The sequence below is a fragment of the Nisaea sp. genome, assembly GCF_039990255.1.
Taxonomy (GTDB): domain Bacteria; phylum Pseudomonadota; class Alphaproteobacteria; order Thalassobaculales; family Thalassobaculaceae; genus Nisaea.
Genome location: NZ_JBDXGG010000004.1, coordinates 194994 through 218587, shown reverse-complemented (window position 1 = coordinate 218587; position 23594 = coordinate 194994). Strand labels below are relative to the sequence as shown.

The window sequence follows — 23594 nt, the reverse complement described above, 5'->3', positions numbered from 1 at the left end:
CGCCTCATGCGAAGGTGAGTTGCCTAACCTCGGCCCAGTTGAGGATTTCCATCCGACCGTCGGAATGCTCGACCAGTGCCGTGCAGCTCTCCACCCAGTCGCCGTCGTTGCAGTATGTAATGTCGCCGATCTGCTTCATCTCGGCCTTATGGATGTGGCCGCAGATAATGCCGTCGACGCCGCGCTTGGAGGCCTCGTCGGCCAGCGCATGCTCGAAATTGCCGATGAACTCGACTGCGCGCTTCGCCTTGTTCTTCAGGTAGGCGGAGAGCGACCAGTAGGGATAGCCGAGGAAGCGGCGGATTTGGTTGAAATGCGTGTTGAGCGTGAGGGCGAGGTTGTAGGCGCCGTCGCCGACCAGCGCGAGCCACTTGTTGTACTTCACCACCACGTCGTACTGGTCGCCATGCAGAATCAGGAAACGGCGACCATCCTTGGTGAGATGGATATGCTCGTCGCGGACTTCTATCTGGCCGAAATTTTCGCCAAGGAAGCCGCGGAACATTTCGTCGTGATTGCCTGGCAGGAACATCACTTTAGTGCCCTTGCGTGCCTTGCGTAGCAGCTTCTGCAGCACGTCGTTATGGCTCTGCTTCCAAGACCAGGAGCGCTTCATGCGCCAGATATCGATGATATCGCCGACCAGGTAGAGATAGTCGGATTCCGTATGCTTCAGAAAATCGAGGAGATATTCGGCCTGGCACCCTTTGGTTCCGAGATGAATGTCGGAAATCCAGATTGCCCGGTAACGGTCGATACCCTTCTGGCTGTTCACTTGCCGTCATCCTGTCTCTGAAAACTTACCGGACCTTGAATGAATACCGATTGGGGTCATTATCTGTTAGGCGTTCTATTATGAATCGCCCAACAATTTGTAAAATGAACTTTGTATGACTTCATGAATTCGTAACAAAAAGTCGATTTATATTTGTTGAGTACAGTAGCCGTTTAATAAAATTGTCATCTATATGGCCGTGTAAAAATCCGCGTGGGGGAGTTTCACTTGGATCAGATCATCCGCGATTCGGCCCGGGTGAAAAGAAGCGAACCGCCAGCTTCCGGTGCCGAAGGAGGCCGGGGCCATGTGCTTGTGATCTACAATCCAATAGCAGGACAGCGTCGGTATGCGCTTTTCTCATCCGTCATCGAGCGGCTGAAAGCACACGGCGTTGAAGTCACGGTTTTGGAGACAGGCGCGCGGGGCGATGCGGAGGCCTTTGCCCGTCATGCTCGGCAGCACAGTCTGATGAAAGCGGCAAATGCGCCGGACGCGGTGGTGGCGGCCGGCGGGGACGGGACCATAAATGAGGTGGTGAATGGTATGAGTGGCGGGGAGCTACCTTTGGCCATCCTGCCGCTCGGCACGGCGAACGTGTTGGCCGCCGAGATTGGCCTGAAAGTAAAGGCCGAGGCGATAGCGGATACGATTTGGCGCGGTCCGGCAATTGATGCGCATACCGGCGATGTGAACGGTCACCGTTTCACCTTGATGGCCGGGGTCGGTCTCGACGCAGATGTGGTGGCGAACGTGAACACGCGGGTGAAGGCCCGGCTCGGCAAAGGGGCCTATGCTCTGACAACCCTGTCGGAATTGGTATCTTACAAACCGCATTATTACCGGGTCGCTATTAACGGCCACACCTATAAAGCCGCCTCTGTTGTGGTCGCCAAGGCGCATTATTACGGCGGAACGTTCATCTGCGCACCGGACGCGAGGCTCGACGCGCAGATCCTGCATGTCTGCCTGTTCGAGCGGGCCGGGCGCTGGAACGCGGTCCGTTATGCCGCCAACATGATGATGGGCCGTCTGCCAACAACGGCTGGCTACCGGATAATTCAGACCCGATCCGTGTCGATCTGGGCGGAAGAAGGGGCCTATAGCGGCGATCCTGTGCAAGCGGACGGGGATATCGTCACCAATCTCCCCGCCAGTATTTCCTTGCCATCACAACCTCTCAAACTGGTCGTGCCGAGAGGTGCTGGTCTTCAGCGGCCGCTAAGCTCAGACCAGTTCTCTTCCGCCTGACTGATATAGCCATTCGGATTCCGGTGCCAGAGTTCCTGCACTCGCTCGTTGCGGCTGAGATAGAGCCGCCCGTCGATAATGTCGAAGACTCTCGGGTCTGCGCCATAGAGTTTGCCTTTGGAGAGGGCGAACGTGCTGTAGCCGCCGAATTGCGGCAGATAGCGCTTCGGATCATGCAAGAACTGAGTACGGTTTTCGGCATTCGCAAAGAGGAACCGCACGCCGTCGAATACCACGGCATGCGCCTCGTCTCCATGGATGGCCGCATAGTCGGTGAAGTAGGCAACGGGGTCATATCCATTAATGGCGAAACCCTGTTGCACACTGAATGTCGGGTCGACAATTTTTATTTCGGTCGCGTCTGACGGTTCGCGGGATGCGGCGGCAGCTAGTCCAACCGCGACAAGCACAAGCAACAGGCGCGACAAGCTACGTTTGCAGCTCATCTTTGATCTCCATAGGAAATTTCTCGATTGGGCCTCATCTGGGGAGGCGCAATCGCAATTGCCAGAATTTTCGAGTCACGAATTAGTGAAAGATTTCGAAAGGGCTATGCGTTCGATCCGGCGAGGGTGAGCCCGTCGATGCGGAGGGTCGGGGCGTCGGTACCGTATTTAAACGTCAGATCGTTCGCTGGCGTCATGTTCCGGAAGATTTCCGTGAGGTGTCCGGCAACGGTAATTTCGGAGACCGGATAGGCAAGCTCGCCGTTCTCGATCCAGTAGCCGCCCGCGCCCCGGCTGTAATCCCCGGTCACGGTGCTGACGCTGGAGCCCATCATGTCGGTGATGTAGAGCCCGGTGCCGACTGATTTGATCAAGTCCTCGGGGCTCATGTCGCCCGGCTCGAGATAAAGATTCGTGGCGGACGGGCTCGGCGGCCCACCGACACCGCGCGAGGCGTGCCCGTTGCTGTTCAGCCCGAGCTGCCGGGCCGTCGAAAGATCCAGGACCCAGGAGGCAAGACGGCCATCTTCGACGATCATCTGCTTTTCGGTCGGCAGACCCTCAGCGTCGAATGGCCGGGAGCGGAAGCCCCTGTCGCGCAGCGGGTCGTCGACGATGCGGATGCTATCGGCGAAGATCTGCTCGCCCATCTTGTCTTTCAGGAAACTCGTGCCCCGCGCGATCGAAACACCGTTTATGGCGGAGGAGAGGTGTCCGAGCAACGAGCGGCTGACACGCGGGTCGAAGATCACCGGAACGCGCTGCGAGGACGGGCGCTGCGGGTTCAAGCGGCGAATGGTCCGCTCGCCCGCCCGGCGGCCGATCTCTGCAGCGTCCTCAAGATCCGCAAAGAAGACCTTGGCGGTATAATCGTAATCCCGCTCCATGCCTTGACCTTCGCCTGCAAGCATCACGGCGGAGACGGAGAAGCTGGAGCGCTGGTACTGGCCGGAAAAACCGTTGCTTGCCGCGAAGGCAACCTCGGTGGTGCTCCAGCCGGCATCGCCGCCTTCCGAGTTGGTAATGCCCTTCACCGCAAGACCGGCTTCTTCGGCGGCGGCGGCGAGATTTGTAAGGTCTTCGGCGGATGGCTCGTAAGGATCAAACATTTCGATCCGCGGGCTGTTGCCAGCTATCTGGGAGGCATCGGCAATCCCGGCAAAGGGGTCTTCCGGAGCAACTTTGGCCATGGCAACCGCCCGCTCGACGAGTTCGTCGAGCGCTTCCGGTCTCGCGTCGGAGCCGGAGACGGAAGCTTGTTGTTTTCCGACCAGAACGCGCAGGCCGATATCGTTACCTTCCGCCCGCTCGACCGCTTCCGGTTTGCCCAAACGCTGGGAGACGGAAAGCGAGCGCCCGGTTAGGTGAATGGCGTCTGCCGTCTCGGCGCCAGCTTTTCGGGCTTTGGCGATAAGGCTGTCCAGCAGGTCTAGTCCGCCGATATCTGACATGTCTTTTCCGTCTCCGTCACAGAACCGATTGAGACATAGGGCGGATCGGTGGCGTGCGCAACCGAGGGAGGTTCGTGATTGCGGATCGAATGTGGCGAAACCCGTCCTGTTCCTGTCAAAGCCGGCCGGTAAACCACGCTTACCGCACTTTTGAGAAGGAGGAACAGATGAAACATATTCTCACAGCTTTTACCGTCTCCGCCGCTTTGTTCACGGTCGTTGCCGGGCCGGCCACTGCTCAAATGTTCCAACTCTATGACGGAGTTGCCGCCGTCCGTGACCAGGCCGATGCCCGTGACGGGTTCGAGCACAGCCTCGCTGCCGAATACCGCCGTTTCGCGCTTTATGAGGCGGACGATATGGCGGACTGGATCGATGCCGAGTATTTCGCTGAGAAGACCCTCGCATCCGCGCGGGGCGAAACCGTGCCTCCGGAGACCCTTGCCGACTGGAAGCTGGGCGACGCTCAACTCCCGGCATTGCAATCCTCCCGCGACCGCTTGATCTCCGCGTTCGAGCGCGATTCCCGAATCTTGGCGCCGCACGCTTCCGCCCGCGCACAGGCCCAGTTCGATTGCTGGGTCGAACAGGCGGAGGAAGGACATCAGACGGACGATATCGCCGCCTGTCGCAACGGTTTCCTGAACGCCATGCTGGAAGTGGATGCGGCGCTGGATGCCTGGGACAACGTGCGAATCGAGCGGGAATATCCGGCAAAATAAGACGCCGGACTATTTCCAGATAGGCTTGCCACTGCCCGGTAGCCCGAGCGAGGACCATTTCTGGTCCACCAGATCAATGATGTCCTGGTCCATCCGGATCTCCTCGCCCCATTCCCGCTTAGTCTCGGGTGGCCACTTGTTTGTCGCGTCGAGGCCGATCTTGCCGCCGAGGCCGGATTCGGGGCTGGCGAAGTCGAGATAGTCGATCGGCGTGTTCTCGATCATCGTCACGTCCCTGACCGGGTCCATGCGGGTCGAGATCGCCCACATAACATCCTTCCAGTCGCGGGCATTGATATCGTCATCCACGATGATCAGCCATTTCGTGTACATGAACTGCCGGAGATAGGACCAGGCGCCCATCATCACCCGCTTGGCGTGGCCCGGATAAGCCTTCTTCATCGCGATGACCGCGATCCGGTAGGAGCAGCCTTCGGGCGGCAGCCAGAAGTCAGTGATTTCCGGAAACTGTTGCTGGATCAGCGGAATGAAGACCTCGTTCAGCCCTTCGCCGAGCACCGACGGCTCATCCGGCGGGCGGCCGGTGAAGGTGGTCAGGTAAATCGGGTCCCGCCGCATGGTGATTGCGGACACGTTGAAGACCGGGAACTTCTCGACAGAATTGTAATAGCCGGTGTGGTCGCCATAAGGCCCCTCATCGCCATATTCGTCGAGCGAGACATAGCCCTCGATAACGATTTCCGCTTCTGCCGGGACTTTCAGGGGCACCGTCTTGCAATCGACCAGATCGACTTTCTTGCCCCTGAGCAGACCCGCGAACTGATATTCGCTGAGCGTATCCGGCACTGGGGTCACGGCGGCCAGAATGGTCCCCGGATCGGCGCCGATCACGACGGCGGCAGGCAGTGGCTCCGGCTTCTCATTCTTCCAGCGCTGGTAATGCTGGGCTCCGCCGCGATGCTTCAGCCAGCGCATCAGGGTCTTGTCCTTGCCCAGCACCTGCATGCGGTAGATGCCGAGATTGAAATCGTCTTCCTTGCGTTTGCCGGGGCCTTTCGTGACCACCAGCGGCCAAGTGATCAGCGGCGCCGGCTCGCCCGGCCAGCAGCTCTGGATTGGCAGGCGGGAAAGGTCGATATCGTCGCCCTGCAGAATCACATCCTGGCAGGGACCATAGCCAACCGTGCGCGGTTTCATCGACATCACGGTTTTCAGCAGGGGCAGCATATCAAGCGCCTCGCGCCAGCCGCCGGGTGGCTCCGGCTGGCGAAGGAAGGCGAGCGTCTCGCCCACTTCGCGGAGCTGTTCCGGTTCCCGATCCATGCCCCAGGCAACCCGTTCGACGGTGCCGAATAGATTGGCCAGCGTGGGCATTTCGTATTTCTGCCCATCCGGCCCGACGACATTCTCGAACAAGACCGCCGGGCCGCCTTCGGCCAGCAGGCGGGTCTGGATCTCCGTCATCTCCAATTCGGGCGAGACTGGCTCGTTGACGCGAACGAGACGCCCCTTGCTCTCAAGCTGGGCCATGAAGTCGCGCAGGGAGGAAAAGGGCATGAGGCACTCCGTTGGTTCGCGCGCCACGTGGACGCGCTGTCAGATATAACCGCGCGGCCTCTTTGGTGCCAGCTGTGACCGTCTGCCGCGATTGATAGGGCGCGCTGGTCGCTGTATACCGAACCGGTAATGTCGACACGGAGTTTTCTCATGGCTTATTGGGTCATCGGCGGCGAATACACGGACACGTCTTTCACGCACATCAAGGGCGGAGACGCGGAAACCAAGATCGGTCCCTTCCCGGACTATGAAACTGCGAAATCCGTTTGGGGCAAGCTGGCCTGGGAACATGTGGACGATGCGCATACGCGATACCGGATCTGGGATGACGGCTCTCAGCAGTTCTGGGTTGTCGGCGGTACCTACAAGTCGACTGATTTTAGCGAGACCGCTGATGGTTCGCCCGAACATAGGGTCGGTCCTTTCGACACTTACGAGGATGCCAAGGCCGAATGGCAGAAGCGGGCCTGGGAAAGTGTTGACGACGCGCACACCCGCTATCGGATCGAAAAAGTCAGCGATTGACGCTAGTGCCTGAATACGCGCCTCACGGAAACTACGAAATATCACTCCATCCCGACCATGATCGGGTGATCCGGGTCGCGGCCTCGGGCTCAATCAATATCGAGATGCTTCGTCACCACAACAACCTGACCAATGAAATCGTCGAGGGCTTCCGCGGTCGGCCCTATGGTATGGTTTGCGACTTCGACGACGGTATGCTTATGACGCCGGAGGCAGAAGATGCTTGGGTCAAAAGCGCCATTGGTCGGGTCGCACGAGGCTGGACTTGTGTCGCCTACCATTTTGACTGTCGTGCGGATCATAAGCTGCTCGTGCGCCATCAAGTCAGCCGCGTGTTTGATTCAATCGGTGTGCATTAGATCGAGGCGGTGGACGAACCCACTGCATTGACGTGGGTGCTAACGCAGTTGGCCGAAGCGGATCGCAATTAACGAGGACGGGGTCTGATACGCGCTTCGCGTCTGGCCGCTGGGTGCTTCTTTCGCGACTTATGTCGAGTTTATGAAGGATGTCCTGCTGATTCCAGATGAGAACATGTGGCTCAACGCAAGTCTGAAGGGGCGGATCAGGTGCGGCCAAGGGGCGACAACGGTCACTCTGTCGCAATCATCCTCTTCCTAGGCCCCTGACTTCCAAATCGGAAGCATGGGTGATGGCCGTGGGCTCAAGGTGCACATCATCGATACATGCGAGCCCGTAAAGCCTTGACTGGAAATCCGTATCCGCGATGTGGCGGAGGGATCGGACAAATGATGATATTTCAACTGCACAGCGACCCAAGTCGTGAGTTCGAATTATCAGTGAATATCCTGCGTGTGGAGTTAGTCGGGAAAACGCCGGATTTCTAGTGCTCCGCTATCATGGATAGACTTCAAACTATTTTTACCTCTCGGATTCTATGTTGACGCAATCGGCGTCGAAGTTGACGAAAAGAGAGGGAATGTTGCTTTGCATGTATTCGAGCCTCACGGTGAATACAGTCTTGAAATCGATGATTGCATCATAAAGCTTTTTGCATCCGGAGCGGCAAATAAGGAGACGATCGACGCATATGTGCGGGAAGTCAGATCTCTGGTCGATAGCTTTGCCGGAGCCCCGTTTGCGATGTATTCGGTCTACGATCAGAATGTGATCCTCACTCCGGAGGCGGAAGCGGTACTCGCGCTGAGCATCGCGGAGCGTGCTGAGAAGGGGCTGTGCGCGTGCGCGCTGAACCTCAACAATTCGACTTCCCGTCTCATTGTCTCTGCACAGATGGACCGCTTATATAAAAATGCAGGTGTGCCTTGGCGCACGGTCAATAGTTACGAGGAGTCTAAGCCTTGGCTTGAGGCCAGAATCGAAGAGGCACGTAAAGCCAAAGGGAAAAACTGACGAACTTTCTGATCGTGAATCTGCGCCAAATGTGCCCATGCCCTGAAGGCAGAGCGGTTTGCTGCGGAAGACTGTGGTGGATCACGGAGGATGTTCAACGGCGTGATGCCAAGAAGATTAGCTGCCTTTTCGAATGCTTTGGACGTTTTATCGTGAGGAGCGAGGCTGCTGTTTCAGATGAGGAAGCATGAAAATGGGACGATTTGCGCCCCACGGGACTTTTGAGCTCAGCTTTGAAGATCACATCATCCATTTGAAGGTTGTCGGCCAGACCAATCTCGAGCAGTTAGAGATGATTGGAGAAGAAATCTTGCGCCAGGTTCAACCTCTCGCGGGGAGACCCTTCGCTCTTCTGATGGAGTTTGGTGACGAAGCTTTTTTGACGGCTGAAGCCGTTGCGAAGTCTCAGGAACTGGTGGTTCGGGATATAGAGTTGGGGCTATGCGCCTCCGGCATTGTCGTCGGCGCGATCGAGTTTCGCGAATTGACCGTCGGTCTGGTAACCTCTTTCTACGAAAAGCTTGGCTTGTCTTGGGGGATTTTCGACACTGTTGCCGATGCACAGGAATGGCTCAAATCGGAGATCGATCGCTTGTAGCGCTGTAGCAGGGTTTCTGATGTCTGCCTCTGTATGAAACTCCCTTCTTGCCGTGGCGGCGGCGCTTCCATTAGGTTGCCGCACCGCAAAACTTATGAGCAAGCGAGCATTTTCCGATGTCGAGCCCGGCAGAGTCCGCCCCGCGGACGGATTTTCAGTCTCTCATCCTCACCTTGCAGAGCTATTGGGCGAGCAAAGGGTGTGTGATCCTGCAGCCTTACGACATGGAAGTCGGCGCTGGTACTTTCCACCCGGCGACGACCCTGCGCTCGCTCGGTCCGGACGATATCTGGAAGGCGGCCTATGTGCAGCCTTCGCGCCGTCCGACGGATGGCCGCTACGGCGAGAACCCGAACCGGCTGCAGCACTATTATCAGTTCCAGGCATTGATCAAGCCGTCCCCGGCGGACAGTCAGGAGCTTTATCTGGGCTCTCTGAAGGCCATCGGGCTCGATCCGATGAAGCACGATATCCGCTTTGTCGAGGATGACTGGGAAAGTCCGACACTGGGCGCTTGGGGGCTTGGCTGGGAGATCTGGTGCGACGGCATGGAGATCTCGCAATACACCTACTTCCAGCAGGTCGGCGGTATCGATTGCGATCCGGTTCCGCTGGAGCTCACCTATGGGTTGGAGCGTATCGCCACCTATATCCAGGGCGTGGACTCGATCTTTGATCTCGACTGGGACGGCGTGCCAAAAGAAGAGGGCGGCAAGACCTACGCCGATATCTTCCAACAGGCCGAGCGGGAATTCTCCACCTGGAATTTCGAGATCGCCGGGACGGACGCCCTGTTCCAGCATTTCAAGGATGCCGAGGCGGAGTGCGAACGCATTCTGGCCGATGAACGGCCTCTGCCGTTACCGGCCTATGACCAGTGCATGAAGGCCAGCCATACCTTCAATCTTCTTGATGCGCGCGGGGTGATCAGCGTGACCGAACGGCAGGCCTATATCGGCCGGGTGCGGGCGCTGGCGAAGCGCTGTTGCGAGCGGTGGGTCGAGGCCGGTAAGGCCGAGAGCACGGAGGCGGCCAATGTCTGAGTTGCTCGTCGAACTCTTCAGTGAGGAAATTCCGGCCCGCATGCAGAAGAAGGCAGCGGACGACCTGCTGTCCCTGCTGACTCAGAAGCTGAAGAAAGCCGGTCTGGACTACAGCTCGGCCACCGCACATGTGACGCCGCGCCGCCTGATCGCCGTGATTGATGGCTTGCCGGACAAGCAGCCGGATACCAGTGAGGAACGCCGCGGCCCGAAAGCCGATGCGCCGGAAAAAGCCCTCGCGGGTTTCCTCGGGTCTGTGGGCCTGACGCTGGACCAGTGCGAGAAGCGGGAAACGCCGAAAGGCACGTTCCTCTATGCCGTGGTTGAAACCAAGGGTGCAGAAACCCGCACCGTCCTGCCGGGCATTCTTGCCGAGGCGGTGAAGGAATTGGCCTGGCCGAAAAGCATGCGCTGGGGCCGTCACGCATTCCGCTGGGTGCGCCCGATGCATGGCGTGCTGGCGGTATTCGGCGGTGAGACGCTTGATGGCGCCGTCGATCTTGGCGGCGGTGAGTTGGCCTTCACGAACCAGACGCGTGGTCATCGCTTCCTGGCGCCCGATGCGGTGGCGGTCAGTGATTTTGAGGATTACCAGGCAAAGCTGCATGCGGCCTTCGTCATCATCGATCGCGAAGAACGCAAGCGGATCATCGAGGAAGGCGCCGCCGCGCTCGCCAAGGCCGAAGGCCTGACGGTGAAGCCGGATCAGGGGCTGCTCGAAGAAGTTTGCGGTCTGGTCGAATGGCCGGTGCCGATCATGGGCCGGATCGACGATGCCTTCATGGACGTACCGGCGGAAGCGCTGGTCACCTCAATGCGCAGCCATCAGAAATATTTCTCCGCCGAGCATGCCGACGGCACGCTGGCCAGCCGCTTCATCACCGTCTCCAACATGGCGGCGGACCCGGAGCGGGACGCGACCATTCGGGCCGGGAACGAGAAAGTTCTGCGCGCTCGCCTGTCTGACGCGAAATTCTTCTGGGATCAGGACCGGGCGGTGAAGCTGGAAGCCCGGACAGGCAAGCTGTCCGATATCCTGTTCTATCAAAAGCTCGGTACTGTTGCGAACAAGGCCGGGCGGCTGGAAGCGTTGGCGGAATGGATTGCCGGCTTTGTGCCGGGAGCGGACGCCTCCAAGGCAAAGCGCGCGGCAACGCTTTGCAAGGCGGATCTCGTGACCGAGATGGTTGGCGAGTTCCCGGAACTGCAGGGCATCATGGGCCGCTACTACGCGTTGCATGACGGTGAGGCACCGGAAGTCGCCGATGCCATCGCGGACCATTACGCGCCGCAGGGCCCGAACGACCGGTGTCCGACTGCGCCTGAAAGCATTGCCGTCGCGCTCGCGGACAAGCTGGATACGCTCGCCGGTTTCTTTGCCATCGACGAAAAACCGACTGGCTCCAAGGACCCGTTCGCCCTGCGCCGCGCCGCACTTGGTGTCATTCGTCTGATCGTCGAGAACAAGCTGCGTTTGCCGCTCGGTGATGCCTTTGCCAGGGCTGCCGGACTGTATCCGGGGCTCGGTGCGCCGGACGGGATTCTCGATTTCTTCGCTGATCGCCTGAAAGTCCATTTGCGCGAAGGCGGTGTTCGGCACGACCTGGTGTCCGCCGTGTTTGCTCTTGGTGGTGAGGACGATCTGGTGCGTCTGCTTGGTCGTGTAACCGCATTACAGTCTGTGCTTTCCACCGATGACGGTGCCAACCTTCTGGCGGGCGTTCGCCGGGCAGGGAACATTGTTCGTGCCGAGGAAAAGAAGGACGGGGCGGCCCATGACGGCGGCACCGACGACAGCCTGCTTGCGCAGGATGAGGAGAAGGCGCTTTCGCAAGCTCTGATTGTGGCGGAAAATGGAGCCGACAAAGCCCTTGCCGATGAGGATTTCGAAGCGGCCATGGCGGCTCTCGCAGGTCTGCGCGGGCCAGTCGATGCCTTCTTCGACAAGGTTACGGTCAATGTTGACGATCCAGCGCTGCGCCGGAACCGGTTGGCGCTGCTCGCCAGGGTCGGATCTGCCGCGCACAGGATTGCGGATTTCTCGAACATAGAGGCCTGACGACTGCGCGATGGAGAAGTGGATCTACACATTCGGCGGGGGAGTGGCAGAAGGCTCCGCCGGCATGGAAGATCTGCTTGGCTCCAAGGGCGCTAATCTTGCCGAGATGAGTACGATCGGGCTGCCCGTGCCGCCCGGTTTTACCATCACCACCGATGTCTGCGGCTACTATCACAGCCACGGCAGCAACTTTCCTGACACGCTTGATGGCGCTGTCCGCGAAGGACTTTCGCAACTAGAAAACGCTCGGGGTTCCCGGTTCGGCGATCCGGAAAACCCGCTGCTCGTTTCCGTGCGTTCCGGCAGTGCGGCCTCGATGCCGGGGATGATGGACACGGTGCTCAATCTCGGCCTCAACGATGCCGTGGTCGAGGGGCTGGCACGGAAATCCGGCGACCGCCGCTTCGCTTACGATTGCTACCGCCGTTTCATCAACATGTATGGCGAGGTCGTGCTCGATGTGGACGGCTTCCTGTTCGAGGAGGCCGCTGACGAGATCAAGGAAGATCACGGCGCAGATTTCGACCGCGACCTCACTGCGGACGCTTTCGCCATAATGACGGTGCGCTTCAAGGAGATCGTTGAGAGCGAGTCCGGCAAACGTTTTCCGGAAGATCCATTGGAGCAACTCTGGGGCGCCATTGGTGGGGTTATCCGGTCCTGGAATAATCAGCGTGCTGTCATCTATCGCTCTTTGCACGATATCGCGGACACGACCGGCACCGCCGTTACCGTGCAGGCCATGGTGTTCGGAAATTTGGGTCACGAGAGCGTCACCGGTGTCGCCTTTACCCGCAATCCCTCGACCGGCGTGAAGGAACCGTACGGCGAATACCTTCCCAACGCGCAGGGCGAGGATGTGGTTGCCGGGCTCCGCACTCCGCTGCCGCTCGTTGAAAGCCCGATGCATGGTGCGGCGGAGGCGCTTTCCGCCCATGCACCGGGTCTGTTCGACAAGCTTCAGAGTCTTTGCGATCGCCTGGAACGTCATTATGGCGACGTGCAGGACATTGAATTCACGGCAGAGCTTGGTGAGCTGTTCCTGCTACAGACCCGATCCGCCAAACGCACTGTCGAGGCAGGACTGAAGATCGCCGTCGATATGGAACGGGAAGGCCTGATCTCACGCCGCGCCGCGGTGATGCGGGTCAATCCAGACGACCTCGACAGCCTGCTTTATCCGTCTGTCGATCCCTCAACGGGAGCGGAGCCGGTTGCGCGCGGTCTGCCTGCCTCACCGGGGGCAGCCAGCGGTATCGTCGTGTTCGATCCGGATGATGCAATCAGCCGGTCCCGCGATGGCGCGCATGTCATTCTGGTCCGCAAGGAAACCAGCCCGAACGATGTTCACGGTATGCATGCGGCGGTTGGTATCGTCACCGCGCGTGGTGGTCTGACCAGCCATGCGGCGGTGGTGGCGCGCGGCATGGGGCGGCCTTGCATCTGCGGTGCCAGCACGGTCCGGATTGATGCGGCGAACACGTTATTCACCGTTGGCGATATCACTATCCGCGACGGTGATGAAATCACCCTCGACGGCACCGGTGGCGGTATCTATCTCGGCCGCATTCCGACCATAGAGCCACAGCTTCCGGATGATTTGACAACGCTGGTGTCCTGGGCCGACGAGATCCGCAAGCTCGACGTGCGTGCCAATGTCGAGACTATGGAGGATGCAAGGGCCGCCCATGCATTCGGGGCGGATGGCATCGGACTGGTCAGCACAGAGCATACTTTCTTCGCGCCTTCCCGAATCATGACCGTACGAGAGCTGACGTTGGCGAGGGATGAGAAGGAGAGGCGCCCGTCGCTCGACCGATTATTCCCGTTGCAGCGTGCGGACTTCACCAAGCTGTTCCGGGAGCTGCGTGGCTTCCCGGTTGCAGTCCGTCTGCTTGATCCACCGCTCGACGAGGTGCTGCCGGAGAGCGATGCGGACTATCAGAAAACGGCAGAAGCGCTTGGCTTGCCGGTCGAGGCCGTGCGCAAGCGGGTCGCGGCGGTGCGTCAGATCGTGCCGGTGCTGGGGCATCGGGGCTGCCGTTTGGCGATCTCCTATCCGGAAATCACCGACATGCAGGTCCGCGCTATGTTCGTGGCCGCGAGCGATGTGCTGCAGGAGTTCGGCGATACGGTAACGTTGGAAATCACCGTGCCGCTGGTTGTTGGGAAGAGGGAATTCGATTTTGTCCGGATTATCGTCGACAGGGTGGCGGCGGAGGTCGAGCAGGAGACAGGGTGTACCATCAGCTATCGTGTAGGTACCTTGATCGAGCTGCCGCGCGCAGCCCTTCGTGCCGGCGAGATTGCCAAGAGCGCGGACTTTTTCAGCTTCGGCACGGACGATCTGACACGCACCGTCTTCGGCATGTCGCGGGACGATGCCGATGCGTTCCTGACCACTTACATGAACAACTCCGTGGTCGATCTCGATCCCTTCGTCACCCTCGATATCGAAGGCGTCGGGGAGCTGGTGCGGATCGCAACAGAACGCGGCCGGACGGAAAACCCGGAATTGCTGATCGGCATCTGCGGCGAGCATGGCGGCGATGCCAAGACTGTTCGCTTCTGCCATTCCATCGGGCTCGATTACGTGTCTTGCGCGCCGAACCGTCTGCCGGTGGCCCGCATCGCCGCCGCCCAGGCGACGATTATGGGCGATGAAAATACGTAAAGACTCTTAGTATCTTTTTTCCGGGAACCCTGTTGCGTTGACGTAAAAATATATGCCTCTCACACTGCCCGCAAAAATTTTGCGGAGGAAACTATGAGGCAGAAGAAAGCACTAGTAGTCGGTGCGCTAGGCGTTATCGGGCGCCGGCTTATCCAGCACCTTGAAGACATCGGTGGATGGGACATCGTTGGCCTAAGCCGCAGGGCTCCGGATTTTCCGAGCAGGGCGACATACATTTCCGTCGATTTGCTCGATCGATCTGACGCGGAAGCGAAACTCGCTCATCTGACGGATGTCACCCATATATTCTACACAGCCTTCCAGGCCCGGCCGACATGGGCGGAGCATGATGCGCCCAATCTCGCCATGCTGGTGAATGCGGTGGAACCAGTTGCGGCTGTCTCTCCGGTGCTGGAACATGTCCAGCTCATGGAAGGCAACAAGATCTATGGCAGCCATCTCGGTCCGTTTAAGACACCGGCCCGGGAACAAGACCCGCCGCACATGTTGCCGAATTTCTATCACACCCAGGAAAGCTGGCTACGCGATGCCCAGGAAGGGCAGCGCTGGACATGGTCGGCGCTTCGCCCACACACAGTCTGCGGCTTTGCTGTCGGCAACCCGATGAATATCACGACCTGCATTGCTGTATACGCGACGATTTCCAAGGAACTTGGCCTGCCGCTGCGCTTTCCCGGCAAGAGGGGAGCCTATGAGGCGGTTTATCAGGTGACCGACTCAGCCTTGCTGGCGCGGTCGATGGTCTGGGCGGGAACAGCCGACAGTGCGCGGAACGAGGTGTTCAACATTACCAACGGAGATTTTTTCCGATGGAAGAACGTCTGGCCGCGTTTCGCCGAGTTTTTCGAGATGGACCTGGGGGACGTGCAGACCATTCCTCTCACCGAGTTCATGGCGGACAAGGCACCGCTTTGGGCGCGGATCGTGGAGCGTGAGGATCTGATGCGCACGCCGTACGCCGACATTGCCGCATGGCCCTTCGCGGACTACGTGTTTGGCACCGACTGGGATGTGATGACCGACACGCTGAAAATCCGCATGGCCGGGTTCAATGATTATGTGCGCTCGGAGGAAATGTTCATTGAGCTGTTCGATGAATTCCGAGCCCGGAAGGCTATTCCGTAGGGAGCGTTAGCTGTCTGGACCGCTATCAGGCTTTTCGCCGACCCGGTGAGGGGAGTTGCGATACTCCAGTTCCAGAAGCATGGCGGTCTGGTCATATTCAGCGAGGCCGCGTTCACTGAGTGAGTTGTAAAGGTCGCGGGCGAGAGCGATAAATGGCAGCTCAAGGCCACATTCCTTGGCCGTGCTGAGCACAGTGTCCAAGTCCTTCAGCGTATTTCTGACCTGGGCGCCCGGGCCCCAATTCCGCTCGATTATGCGGTTGCCGTGCTCTTGCAGGACACGGCTCTCGGCGAACCCGCCGCGCAGAGCATCGCGTACCGACTCCGGATTGGCGCCGCCGGCCTCAGCCAGCAACATCGCTTCGGAAAGCCCGGCGATGGAGATCGCGACAATGACCTGATTGCAGAGCTTGGTAAGCTGTCCAGCTCCGCAGGGACCGACCCGGAACGGCCTGCCCATGGCGGCCAGCACGGGTGTCGCTTCGACAAAGGTGTCTTTTTCACCGCCGACCATGATGGCAAGGCTGCCAAGTTCTGCGCCCTGTGTGCCGCCGGAGACCGGCGCGTCCAGATGGCGGATGCCATGTTTCGTAAGGGTGGTATCGAATTCTTGCTCGGCCTGCGGCGCGATGGAGCTCATGTCGCAGAAGATCGTACCCGGCTTCATGGCATCGGCCACGCCACGCTCAAACAGAATCTCACGGACGGCCTCCGCATCTGTGACGCTGGTGCAGACGATATCTGCATCGGCGACCGCTTCAGCTGCGCTTTCCGCGATGGTGGCGTGATGGCTGACAAGTGCGTCCGTCTTGCCTGCGGTCCGGTTCCAGACCGTCAGTGGAAATCCGGCGCGAGCGATGTTGGTGGCCATTCCAAGACCCATTCGCCCGATGCCAAGAAAGGTGACATTCGGCGTCATACCCGTCCCTTCGTCCTCTGCGCTTCTAGCACTTTTCCCGAAGGCCCATGGCCAGCCGGAACAGGCCATATGCGCCCGTATACTCTCCCAGTTGGCGACAGCGTATACCATGCTGTTCTACCGCCGGGGTGTAGAGATCGGTGAGGTCTGGGTTGCCGATTATGCAAACCTCCGATCCTTCTGCGAGTTCGCGGGTCGCGGAGGCAATCTCGCTGCCGATAAGTAATCCGGAAAGGAAGCTGCCGCTTTCCTCCACGGGTAGCGTGTCCAGCAGCGTACCGGCCCGAGCAGTGAAGAGATGGGCGAACGGTCCGGCCTCCGACCGGGAGGCCGCTAATCCTTTTTGGAAACCCGTATCCGACCAGACCGCATGTTCGATCGTGGTGCCGAGGATTGAGTGTCGCCGCAGTACATCGAACAGCTCGCCGGTCATGTAGGTACGGAAGTCCTGAATGATGCCATCTTCGAGCAAGGCCCATTTGCTGTGGGTTCCCGGCAGGCAGATCAGATGCCGTCCCGGTCCGAGTTGATCGAGTGCGCCAAAGATCTGTAATTCTTCGCCGCGCATGACATCGGCCCGGCTTTCCGACGTTAGGGACAGGCCGGGAGCGATCCAGAGTGCGTGACCCGAATCCGTGTGCGCAGCGATGGCATGGTCGGCGAGGCGTATCGGGTCGGCCGGGCATGGCACATAGGGTGTCTCGAACCAGCCTTGCCGGCTGCCGATCATACCGCCGAGGACAATCAGCGGGGATGGTTGCCTTGCTGGCGGAAGCCAATCCCCCACGACTGTATGAAAGACATCTTCAAAATCGTTGTCGTCTATTTGGCGGATGCCTGCTTCTGCAGCGCGCTGCTCGAGAATGCTGCCGTCTTCCGCCATGCGGAATGCCCGCAGCCGGGTGGTTCCCCAATCCAGTGCCAGCACTGCCGTATCGCCCATGTCCTTACTCCCCTGAATTCGGCAACAGCTTGACTTGCCGGTGTCCTGTTGCAAACCTCGCTGCCGTCCTTAATAGGTTGCTAATCAGAAAAACGCTAAGGGAAGGAACGACCCTCATGAAGCTGTTGCGGTATGGCGCGCCGGGTGCCGAGAAGCCGGGGATTATGGATGCCGACGGGAAGATCCGCGATCTCTCCGGCATTGTCGGTGATATCGACGGTGCGGCGCTCAGCCCCGAGGGCCTGACAAAAATCAAGGCAGCGGACATTGCGTCTCTGCCCGTTGTTGCCGGTGATCCGCGCCTCGGCGCTTGCGTCGGTAAGATCGGCAAGATGGTTTGCGTCGGTCTGAACTATAGCGATCACGCTGCCGAATCAGGCATGGACGTGCCCCCTGAGCCGATTATTTTCATGAAGGCGACTTCCGCAATTTGTGGCCCGAACGACAATACTGTCGTGCCGCGTGGCTCCAAGAAGCTGGATTACGAAGTCGAACTCGGCATCGTCATCGGCAAGAAGGCAAAGTATGTCTCCGAAGCCGAAGCGCTCGAATATGTCGCCGGGTATTGTGTGGTGAACGACGTCTCCGAGCGTGAGTTCCAGGCGGAGCGTGTCGGCCAGTGGACCAAGGGCAAAAGCTGCGACACGTTTGGTCCGACTGGTCCCTGGATGGTCACCAAGGACGAGATCCCGAACCCGCAAGCTCTCGGCCTCTGGGCCAAGGTCAATGGCGAGACTCGGCAGGACGGAAACACAAACACCATGGTCTATGGGCCGGCCTTCCTGGTGCATTATCTCAGCCAGTTCTTCACCCTCGAGCCTGGCGACGTGATCCCGACCGGCACTCCGCCCGGCGTCGGTATGGGCTTCAAGCCGGAGCCGAAATACCTGAAGGCGGGAGATGTGGTTGAACTCGGTATCGACGGTCTTGGCGTTCAGCGTCAGACCTGCGTTGCAGACAGCTAAGACAGCCGAGCGGGGAAGACGGCCATGGTGAGTTACGATTTTGCAAAACGTGCCGCCGTGGTTACCGGCGGCGCACGCGGTATTGGCAAGGCGGTTGCAGCCCGTCTTGCCGCCTCCGGAGCGTCCGTTAGCCTGTGGGACACGGATGGTGACAAGCTGGCGGAAACTGCTGCTGAACTGGGCGGAAATATCCATACTGCGGTGGTGGATATAACGAATGATTCCGCTGTTGACCGATCAGCGGCGGAGGTCGAGCGGGAGTTCGGGCGCCTTGACATCATGGTGAACAGCGCTGGCATCAGCGGCCCGAACGTGCCGACCTGGCAATATGGCGTCGCCGACTGGCGCCAGGTGATCGATATCGATCTGAATGGCACTTTCCTGTGCTGTCGGGCAGCGGTGCCGTACATGCTGCGCAACGATTATGGGCGCATCATCAATATCGCCTCGGTGGCGGGCAAGGAAGGCAATCCCAATGCGCCCGCCTACAGCGCTGCCAAGGCTGGCGTAATTGGTCTGACCAAGTCTCTCGGCAAGGAATTGGCCGAAACAGGTGTGACCGTAAACTGCATCACTCCGGCGGCGGTGAAGACGGATATCTTCGACCAGATGACTGAGGAGCATATCAATTTTATGCTCTCTAAAATTCCGATGAAGCGGTTCGGTCAGGTTGAGGAGATCGCAAATCTTGTGGCCTGGTTGAGCTCCGAGGATTGCAGCTTCAGCACCGGTGGCGTATTCGATTGTTCCGGGGGGCGCGCGACCTACTGATGTCCGGCCCGGGGCGCGCAGCATCAAGGCGGCAAAATATGAGTCGAGCTCGGCAGGCGGATGTACTGATCCGGAACGAGGCATTCTATACAGCCTTCACCACACGTGATCTTTCGACTATGAAAAACCTTTGGGCTACCGAGACTCATGTGATCTGCATTCATCCGGGCGACACACCGCTTCTCGGCCGTGATGCGGTTATCGAAAGCTGGGCGCGCATTCTATCCAGCCCGGTCCGATATTCGCTCCAATGCTTGGAGCCGAAGGTTTATTTCGTGAACCAAGACTTGGCGATTGTCGTGTGTTTCGAGCGCTATGGCCCTGAAACCCTGGCAGCGACGAATATTTTCGCGTTCGAGAGTGACGATTGGATGCTGATCCATCACCAGTCCGGGCCGATTGCGCCGGACGTCAGCGCGTTGGCGGATATTCCGCAACCGCGGTTGCTGCAATAGGGCGATAGCGTCCCTGCCGTCACAGGGTGTTCATTTCCCGCGAGGAGTAATCTGTGTCACCCCGACCAATGATAACGGTCAGGGAGAAGAGGCATGGTTCGGTTGCGTCTAGTTTTGCTTGCGCTTTGTGTCGCGCTCGGATTGGCCGTCGCGCCAGCCCATGCGGTAGTGCAGGCGCCATACTCTGGCATGGAAACCGTTGCCACGGGAAAACTCTTTACCCCTTTCATCACGGCATTATCCGGCGCGATCAAGGCCAGGGGATTTAACATTGTCGGGATCGCCTGCGCGACATGTGCCGCAAAATCTCAGGGTGTTACAATCCCGGGCAACAGGGTGTTCTTCTTCTTTAAACCGGCTTATGCAGTGCGTATGCTCGCCGCTGCGGAAGCGGCGGGGATTGAGGCGCCGATCCGCCTTTATGTTACGGAGGCAGGTGACGGTTCTGCCAATGTGACCTACCGGTTGCCCTCCCATGTTTTCGGTGCTTATCAGGTGCCGGCGCTCGATGTGCTCGGAGCTGAACTGGACGCGGATGTGAAGGCCATTCTTTCCGTCGCGAGAACCAATAGCTAAACTGGTGTAATCATGACCATTGCCGTTCCGTCCGTCCCGGCCACACAGCGCCCGCTTTTTTTGATCTGCGCATGCGCGGCTCTGGCAATCGCTTTTCTGTATCTACAGGATTCGGATTGGCGTCGTCTGGCAATGCTGGCGATCGGATGCGGACTTGGCGTCACGCTGTATCACGCCGCGTTCGGTTTTACCGGGGCTTACCGCAAATTGCTGATGGAGCGGGATCTGAGCGGCATCGTCGCCCAGGCTGTCATGTTGGCCATCGCCATGATCCTGTTCGCACCTGTGCTGAGCGCAGGCGGCGCCTTCGGCCTGAAGGCGGGGCCCGCGATCGCACCGCTCAATGTCTCCCTCGTCACCGGCGCTTTAATCTTCGGCCTCGGCATGCAACTCGCGGGCGGTTGTGCTTCGGGCACTCTCTTTACCGCCGGTGGCGGCAATGTCCGGATGATTGTGGTGCTGGTGTTTTTCTGTGCCGGCTCTTTCTGGGGCTCGCTAGATCTCCCCTTCTGGCGCTCGCTGCCCAGTCTGGGCGCTGTCTCTCTCGGCCGGGAGTTTGGTTATGTGGGGGGCGTTGCAATCCAGCTTGCCATGCTTGGGGCCATTCTGGGCGCTCTCTGGCTTTGGGGGGCTCGGATCAGGAAACCGCTCTGGGGCGGCGAGATGGCGTTGAGCTGGCGGACACTCGTTCATGGGCCCTGGCCATTGCTGCTCGGTGCCATCCTGCTGGCGCTGCTCGGTTTCGCTACTTTGCTGGCAAAGGGTTTCCCCTGGGGGGTGACCTGGGGCTTCACGCTGTGGGGCGCCAAAGCCGCAATGGCGCTGGGCTGGGATCCGGCGAGCAGCAGTTTCTGGACACCGGCGTGGCGGCAGGGAGCGCTGCGGGCAGATCTGCTGAAGGAGGCAACCTCCTTGATGAATATCGCGATCATCCTTGGCGCCGGGATGGCTGCCTCCCTCGCAGGCAAGATCGCGCCGAACCTGCGCATGGGCTGGCTTCCACTTCTTGCGGCTGTTGTTGGCGGGTTGATGCTCGGTTACGGAGCCCGGTTGGCCTATGGCTGCAATATAGGGGCATTTTTCGCCGGCATATCCTCGACAAGCCTGCATGGCTGGGTCTGGATCTTCGTGGCGATGGCCGGAAATGTGATTGGGGTCAGGCTGCGACCGTTGTTTCGTCTTGGCTAGGCAGAAATGCTCAAAATCCGACTGGGTATTCCGGTTGCGACAAAAATTATAGATTTATTAAGGCGTTATCGATTCCTTAGCCGTCAGATCCTCGTTATTTGCATGCCTCAATCGGTAGTTGCGGGCGTAACGTGAAGTGATTGTTGCTGCCCGAAAGCGATCTCATGACTACCGCGCTTCCCGTTGTCGCCACGTCTGCCGGATATGGACGCGGCATTGCCTGCCAGCTCACCGCTGTCTTCCTGTTCGCGATCATGGGTATCCTGGTCAAGGGCCTCGGAGATACCTATCCGACCTCGCAGATCATCTTCTTCCGAAGCTTGCCGGCGCTGTTGCCGCTTTTCCTCTATCTGCCGGCACAGGGCGGTTGGCGCGCGCTTCTGACCAAGCGGCCCGACCTGCAGTTCATCCGGGCGGGCATCGGTGTCATCTCGATGTTCTCGGGCTTTTACGCACTCTCGCAGATGGATTTCGCCACCTACGTCACGATCAGCTTCTCGGCGCCTCTGTTCGGTACCCTGCTGGCTATCCCGTTCCTGGGTGAAAAGGTTGGCTTCAAGCGTCTGGCAGCCGTACTGACCGGCTTTGCTGGTGTGGCGCTGGCTGCTGCCCCGGATGGCAGCGGGATCAGCCTCTATGCTCTGCTCGCGCTGGCTGCGGCCTTTGCCTATGGCTCAATCATGGTGGTGATGCGCAAGCTCGGCGGTATCGACCGGAGCGCGGCGACAGTGTTTTACTTCACCCTCGCGGGTGTGATCGTTGGCGGCGTGATGATGCCGTTCGAATGGGTGACGCCACCCCTCGTGGATCTCGCCTTGCTGATCGGTGTGGGTGTCATTGGGGGTGTCGCGCAGATGTTCATGACGGAAGCTTTCCGTCAGGCGCCGACATCCGTTATCGCCCCGTTCGACTATACGGCCATGCTTTGGGCAGCGACCCTCGGCTATCTGGTGTTTGGCAACATTCCGTCGAACCAGGTCATCGCTGGCGCCAGCATCATCTGCTGCGCCGGTCTCTTCATCCTTTACCGTGAGACCAAGCTCGGTGTGAAAAAGCCGAAGCTGAAACGCTCCAGCCTTTAGCCCCCTATTTATCTGACGAGCTGCGTCACTTTCTTCCGGAGATGGGGCAGAATCTCACCCTCGATCCATGGGTTCTTCTTCAGAATATTGCCGCTCCGCCAGCTCGGATGCGGCAGCGGCAGATAGCGCGGTGCATAGTCACGCCAGCTCCGGACGGTTTCCGTCAGGGTCTTCTTCCGGGCTCCCCCGAGATACTCTTTCTGGGCATACATACCGGCCAGAATTGTCAGCTCGATCTCCGGCATATGGCCGAGCAGTTGCTCGTGCCATTGCGGCGCGCATTCGGGCCGTGGCGGGGCATCGCCGCCGTTCGGCAGCACGCCGGGATAGCAGAAGCCCATCGGCATGATGGCGATCCGCTCGGAGCTGTAGAACGTCTCCCGGTCCAATCCCATCCAATCTCGAAGTCGGTCGCCGGAGCGGTCATTCCAGGGAATGCCGCTCTCATGCACTTTTGTTCCGGGTGCTTGTCCGACGATCAGAATACGGGCGCCGTGGCGTGGGACAACGACGGGGCGCGGACCGAGTGGCAGATGGTCTGCGCAGGTACGGCAGGCGGAAATCCGCGCTACGAGAGTTTCAAGCGGGTCAGGCACGGCGGCGGTCGAAGCGGCGCCGTTCCCGGCGCGTGCGTGCGAATATCATGCGCCAGATCAGGGCGAGCAGCGCATGCATGATCCAGGCGATCAGAAGCCCGCTGACGGCAAACCTCGGATCGATGGTGAGCGTTGGCTGGAACGCATTCCATGTGGCCGGTCCGACCACGGGATCGATATGTTGGAAAGCGGCCCACGGACGCAGCATGTAAGGCGCCTCATCGAGTGCCACCAGGGCCTTGTCCAGCGCTTGTGCCCGGTCGCGTCGGCGCAGCATGTTGTCGGCGCCTGACCGGATCGCGGCATCGTCGGACGCTCGGTATCGATCGGCGAAATCCTCGAGAGAAAGGCCGAAGGCTCCTGCGTCCTCAATGTCCTTATTGTGCGCCGCTACGGCCTCGTCCCGGGCACCGCCGAGGCGCTGTTCGTATTCCTGGACGAGCTGCGGGATCTGGGAGCCGCCGATTCCGCCTGCGGCGATCATGGCAATGAGACACAGGTCTCGGAAGAGTTTCATC

At 59.4% G+C, this 23594-nt stretch carries 24 protein-coding genes; 15 read left to right on the top strand and 9 right to left on the bottom strand.

Annotation, left to right across the window (positions count from 1 at the left end):
- Positions 1–4 precede the first annotated feature (4 nt).
- Positions 5–775 carry a UDP-2,3-diacylglucosamine diphosphatase gene (locus ABJ076_RS01665; protein WP_348191227.1) on the bottom strand — a complete coding sequence of 257 codons (771 nt, stop codon included), beginning with the start codon at positions 773–775 and terminating at the stop codon, positions 5–7.
- Positions 776–1003: 228 nt separating this feature from the next.
- On the opposite strand from ABJ076_RS01665, the gene ABJ076_RS01660 reads away from it, so the two are divergent.
- Complete coding sequence (locus ABJ076_RS01660) at positions 1004–2026, top strand: diacylglycerol kinase family protein (protein WP_348191230.1); 1023 nt, start codon at positions 1004–1006, stop codon at positions 2024–2026.
- Here ABJ076_RS01660 and ABJ076_RS01655 read toward each other — a convergent pair.
- Both ABJ076_RS01655 and ABJ076_RS01650 read right to left on the bottom strand, forming a co-directional pair.
- Positions 1987–2472: a YHS domain-containing (seleno)protein gene (locus ABJ076_RS01655; protein WP_348191233.1), complete on the bottom strand. Its 486-nt coding sequence runs from the start codon at positions 2470–2472 to the stop codon at positions 1987–1989. The genes ABJ076_RS01660 and ABJ076_RS01655 overlap by 40 nt on opposite strands.
- Positions 2473–2576: 104 nt before the next feature.
- Positions 2577–3923, bottom strand: coding sequence for a TldD/PmbA family protein (locus ABJ076_RS01650; protein ID WP_348191236.1), 1347 nt, complete (start codon positions 3921–3923; stop codon positions 2577–2579).
- Between the two features lie 167 nt (positions 3924–4090).
- On the opposite strand from ABJ076_RS01650, the gene ABJ076_RS01645 reads away from it, so the two are divergent.
- Positions 4091–4645, top strand: coding sequence for a hypothetical protein (locus ABJ076_RS01645; RefSeq protein ID WP_348191238.1), 555 nt, complete (start codon positions 4091–4093; stop codon positions 4643–4645).
- Positions 4646–4654: 9 nt separating this feature from the next.
- On the opposite strand, the gene ABJ076_RS01640 is transcribed toward ABJ076_RS01645, so the two are convergent.
- Complete coding sequence (locus ABJ076_RS01640; protein ID WP_348191241.1) at positions 4655–6163, bottom strand: UbiD family decarboxylase; 1509 nt, start codon at positions 6161–6163, stop codon at positions 4655–4657.
- Positions 6164–6313: 150 nt separating this feature from the next.
- On the opposite strand from ABJ076_RS01640, the gene ABJ076_RS01635 reads away from it, so the two are divergent.
- Positions 6314–6688 (top strand): DUF4170 domain-containing protein, encoded by a 375-nt coding sequence (locus tag ABJ076_RS01635; protein ID WP_348191243.1) that lies wholly within the window; start codon positions 6314–6316, stop codon positions 6686–6688.
- An 89-nt stretch (positions 6689–6777) separates the two neighbouring features.
- Here ABJ076_RS01635 and ABJ076_RS01630 read toward each other — a convergent pair whose 3' ends face one another.
- Positions 6778–6990 (bottom strand): hypothetical protein, encoded by a 213-nt coding sequence (locus ABJ076_RS01630; RefSeq protein ID WP_348202579.1) that lies wholly within the window; start codon positions 6988–6990, stop codon positions 6778–6780.
- Between the two features lie 646 nt (positions 6991–7636).
- Between ABJ076_RS01630 and ABJ076_RS01625 the strand changes: the two genes are divergently transcribed.
- The 6 genes from ABJ076_RS01625 to ABJ076_RS01600 all read left to right on the top strand — a co-directional run bounded on the left by ABJ076_RS01625 (position 7637) and on the right by ABJ076_RS01600 (position 15582).
- On the top strand, positions 7637–8062 hold the full coding sequence (locus ABJ076_RS01625; RefSeq protein WP_348191249.1) for a hypothetical protein: 426 nt from the start codon (positions 7637–7639) through the stop codon (positions 8060–8062).
- Between the two features lie 193 nt (positions 8063–8255).
- A complete protein-coding gene (locus ABJ076_RS01620) occupies positions 8256–8660 on the top strand; it encodes a hypothetical protein (RefSeq protein WP_348191252.1) in 405 nt (134 codons plus the stop codon).
- A gap of 116 nt (positions 8661–8776) precedes the next feature.
- Positions 8777–9703, top strand: coding sequence for a glycine--tRNA ligase subunit alpha (locus tag ABJ076_RS01615; protein WP_348191254.1), 927 nt, complete (start codon positions 8777–8779; stop codon positions 9701–9703).
- Complete coding sequence (gene glyS, locus ABJ076_RS01610) at positions 9696–11762, top strand: glycine--tRNA ligase subunit beta (protein WP_348191257.1); 2067 nt, start codon at positions 9696–9698, stop codon at positions 11760–11762. Before ABJ076_RS01615 ends, glyS begins: the two co-directional genes overlap by 8 nt.
- A 10-nt stretch (positions 11763–11772) precedes the next feature.
- Positions 11773–14436: a pyruvate, phosphate dikinase gene (gene ppdK / locus ABJ076_RS01605; protein WP_348191259.1), complete on the top strand. Its 2664-nt coding sequence runs from the start codon at positions 11773–11775 to the stop codon at positions 14434–14436.
- A gap of 93 nt (positions 14437–14529) precedes the next feature.
- The gene (locus ABJ076_RS01600) at positions 14530–15582 is read left to right on the top strand and encodes an SDR family oxidoreductase (protein WP_348191262.1); all 1053 of its coding nucleotides are present in this window, start codon (positions 14530–14532) and stop codon (positions 15580–15582) included.
- Positions 15583–15588: 6 nt separating this feature from the next.
- Here ABJ076_RS01600 and ABJ076_RS01595 read toward each other — a convergent pair whose 3' ends face one another.
- Both ABJ076_RS01595 and ABJ076_RS01590 read right to left on the bottom strand, forming a co-directional pair.
- A complete protein-coding gene (locus tag ABJ076_RS01595) occupies positions 15589–16500 on the bottom strand; it encodes an NAD(P)-dependent oxidoreductase (RefSeq protein WP_348191264.1) in 912 nt (303 codons plus the stop codon).
- A 25-nt stretch (positions 16501–16525) separates the two neighbouring features.
- On the bottom strand, positions 16526–17443 hold the full coding sequence (locus ABJ076_RS01590) for a 2-dehydro-3-deoxygalactonokinase (protein ID WP_348191267.1): 918 nt from the start codon (positions 17441–17443) through the stop codon (positions 16526–16528).
- Positions 17444–17559: 116 nt separating this feature from the next.
- Between ABJ076_RS01590 and ABJ076_RS01585 the strand changes: the two genes are divergently transcribed.
- From ABJ076_RS01585 to ABJ076_RS01560, 6 genes are all read left to right on the top strand, one after another.
- Positions 17560–18408, top strand: coding sequence for a fumarylacetoacetate hydrolase family protein (locus ABJ076_RS01585; RefSeq protein ID WP_348191270.1), 849 nt, complete (start codon positions 17560–17562; stop codon positions 18406–18408).
- A gap of 24 nt (positions 18409–18432) precedes the next feature.
- Positions 18433–19179 (top strand): SDR family NAD(P)-dependent oxidoreductase, encoded by a 747-nt coding sequence (locus ABJ076_RS01580; protein WP_348191273.1) that lies wholly within the window; start codon positions 18433–18435, stop codon positions 19177–19179.
- A 38-nt stretch (positions 19180–19217) separates the two neighbouring features.
- Complete coding sequence (locus ABJ076_RS01575; RefSeq protein ID WP_348191276.1) at positions 19218–19634, top strand: nuclear transport factor 2 family protein; 417 nt, start codon at positions 19218–19220, stop codon at positions 19632–19634.
- A 93-nt stretch (positions 19635–19727) separates the two neighbouring features.
- On the top strand, positions 19728–20210 hold the full coding sequence (locus ABJ076_RS01570) for a DUF302 domain-containing protein (protein ID WP_348191279.1): 483 nt from the start codon (positions 19728–19730) through the stop codon (positions 20208–20210).
- A 12-nt stretch (positions 20211–20222) separates the two neighbouring features.
- Positions 20223–21398, top strand: coding sequence for a YeeE/YedE family protein (locus ABJ076_RS01565; protein ID WP_348191282.1), 1176 nt, complete (start codon positions 20223–20225; stop codon positions 21396–21398).
- A 164-nt stretch (positions 21399–21562) separates the two neighbouring features.
- The gene (locus ABJ076_RS01560; RefSeq protein WP_348191285.1) at positions 21563–22480 is read left to right on the top strand and encodes a DMT family transporter; all 918 of its coding nucleotides are present in this window, start codon (positions 21563–21565) and stop codon (positions 22478–22480) included.
- 8 nt (positions 22481–22488) lie between these two features.
- Here the strand turns inward: ABJ076_RS01560 and ABJ076_RS01555 are convergent, their stop codons facing one another.
- Positions 22489–23076 carry a uracil-DNA glycosylase family protein gene (locus ABJ076_RS01555; RefSeq protein WP_348191288.1) on the bottom strand — a complete coding sequence of 196 codons (588 nt, stop codon included), beginning with the start codon at positions 23074–23076 and terminating at the stop codon, positions 22489–22491.
- On the bottom strand, positions 23069–23593 hold the full coding sequence (locus ABJ076_RS01550) for a DUF2937 family protein (RefSeq protein WP_348191291.1): 525 nt from the start codon (positions 23591–23593) through the stop codon (positions 23069–23071). Before ABJ076_RS01550 ends, ABJ076_RS01555 begins: the two co-directional genes overlap by 8 nt.
- Position 23594 lies beyond the last annotated feature (1 nt).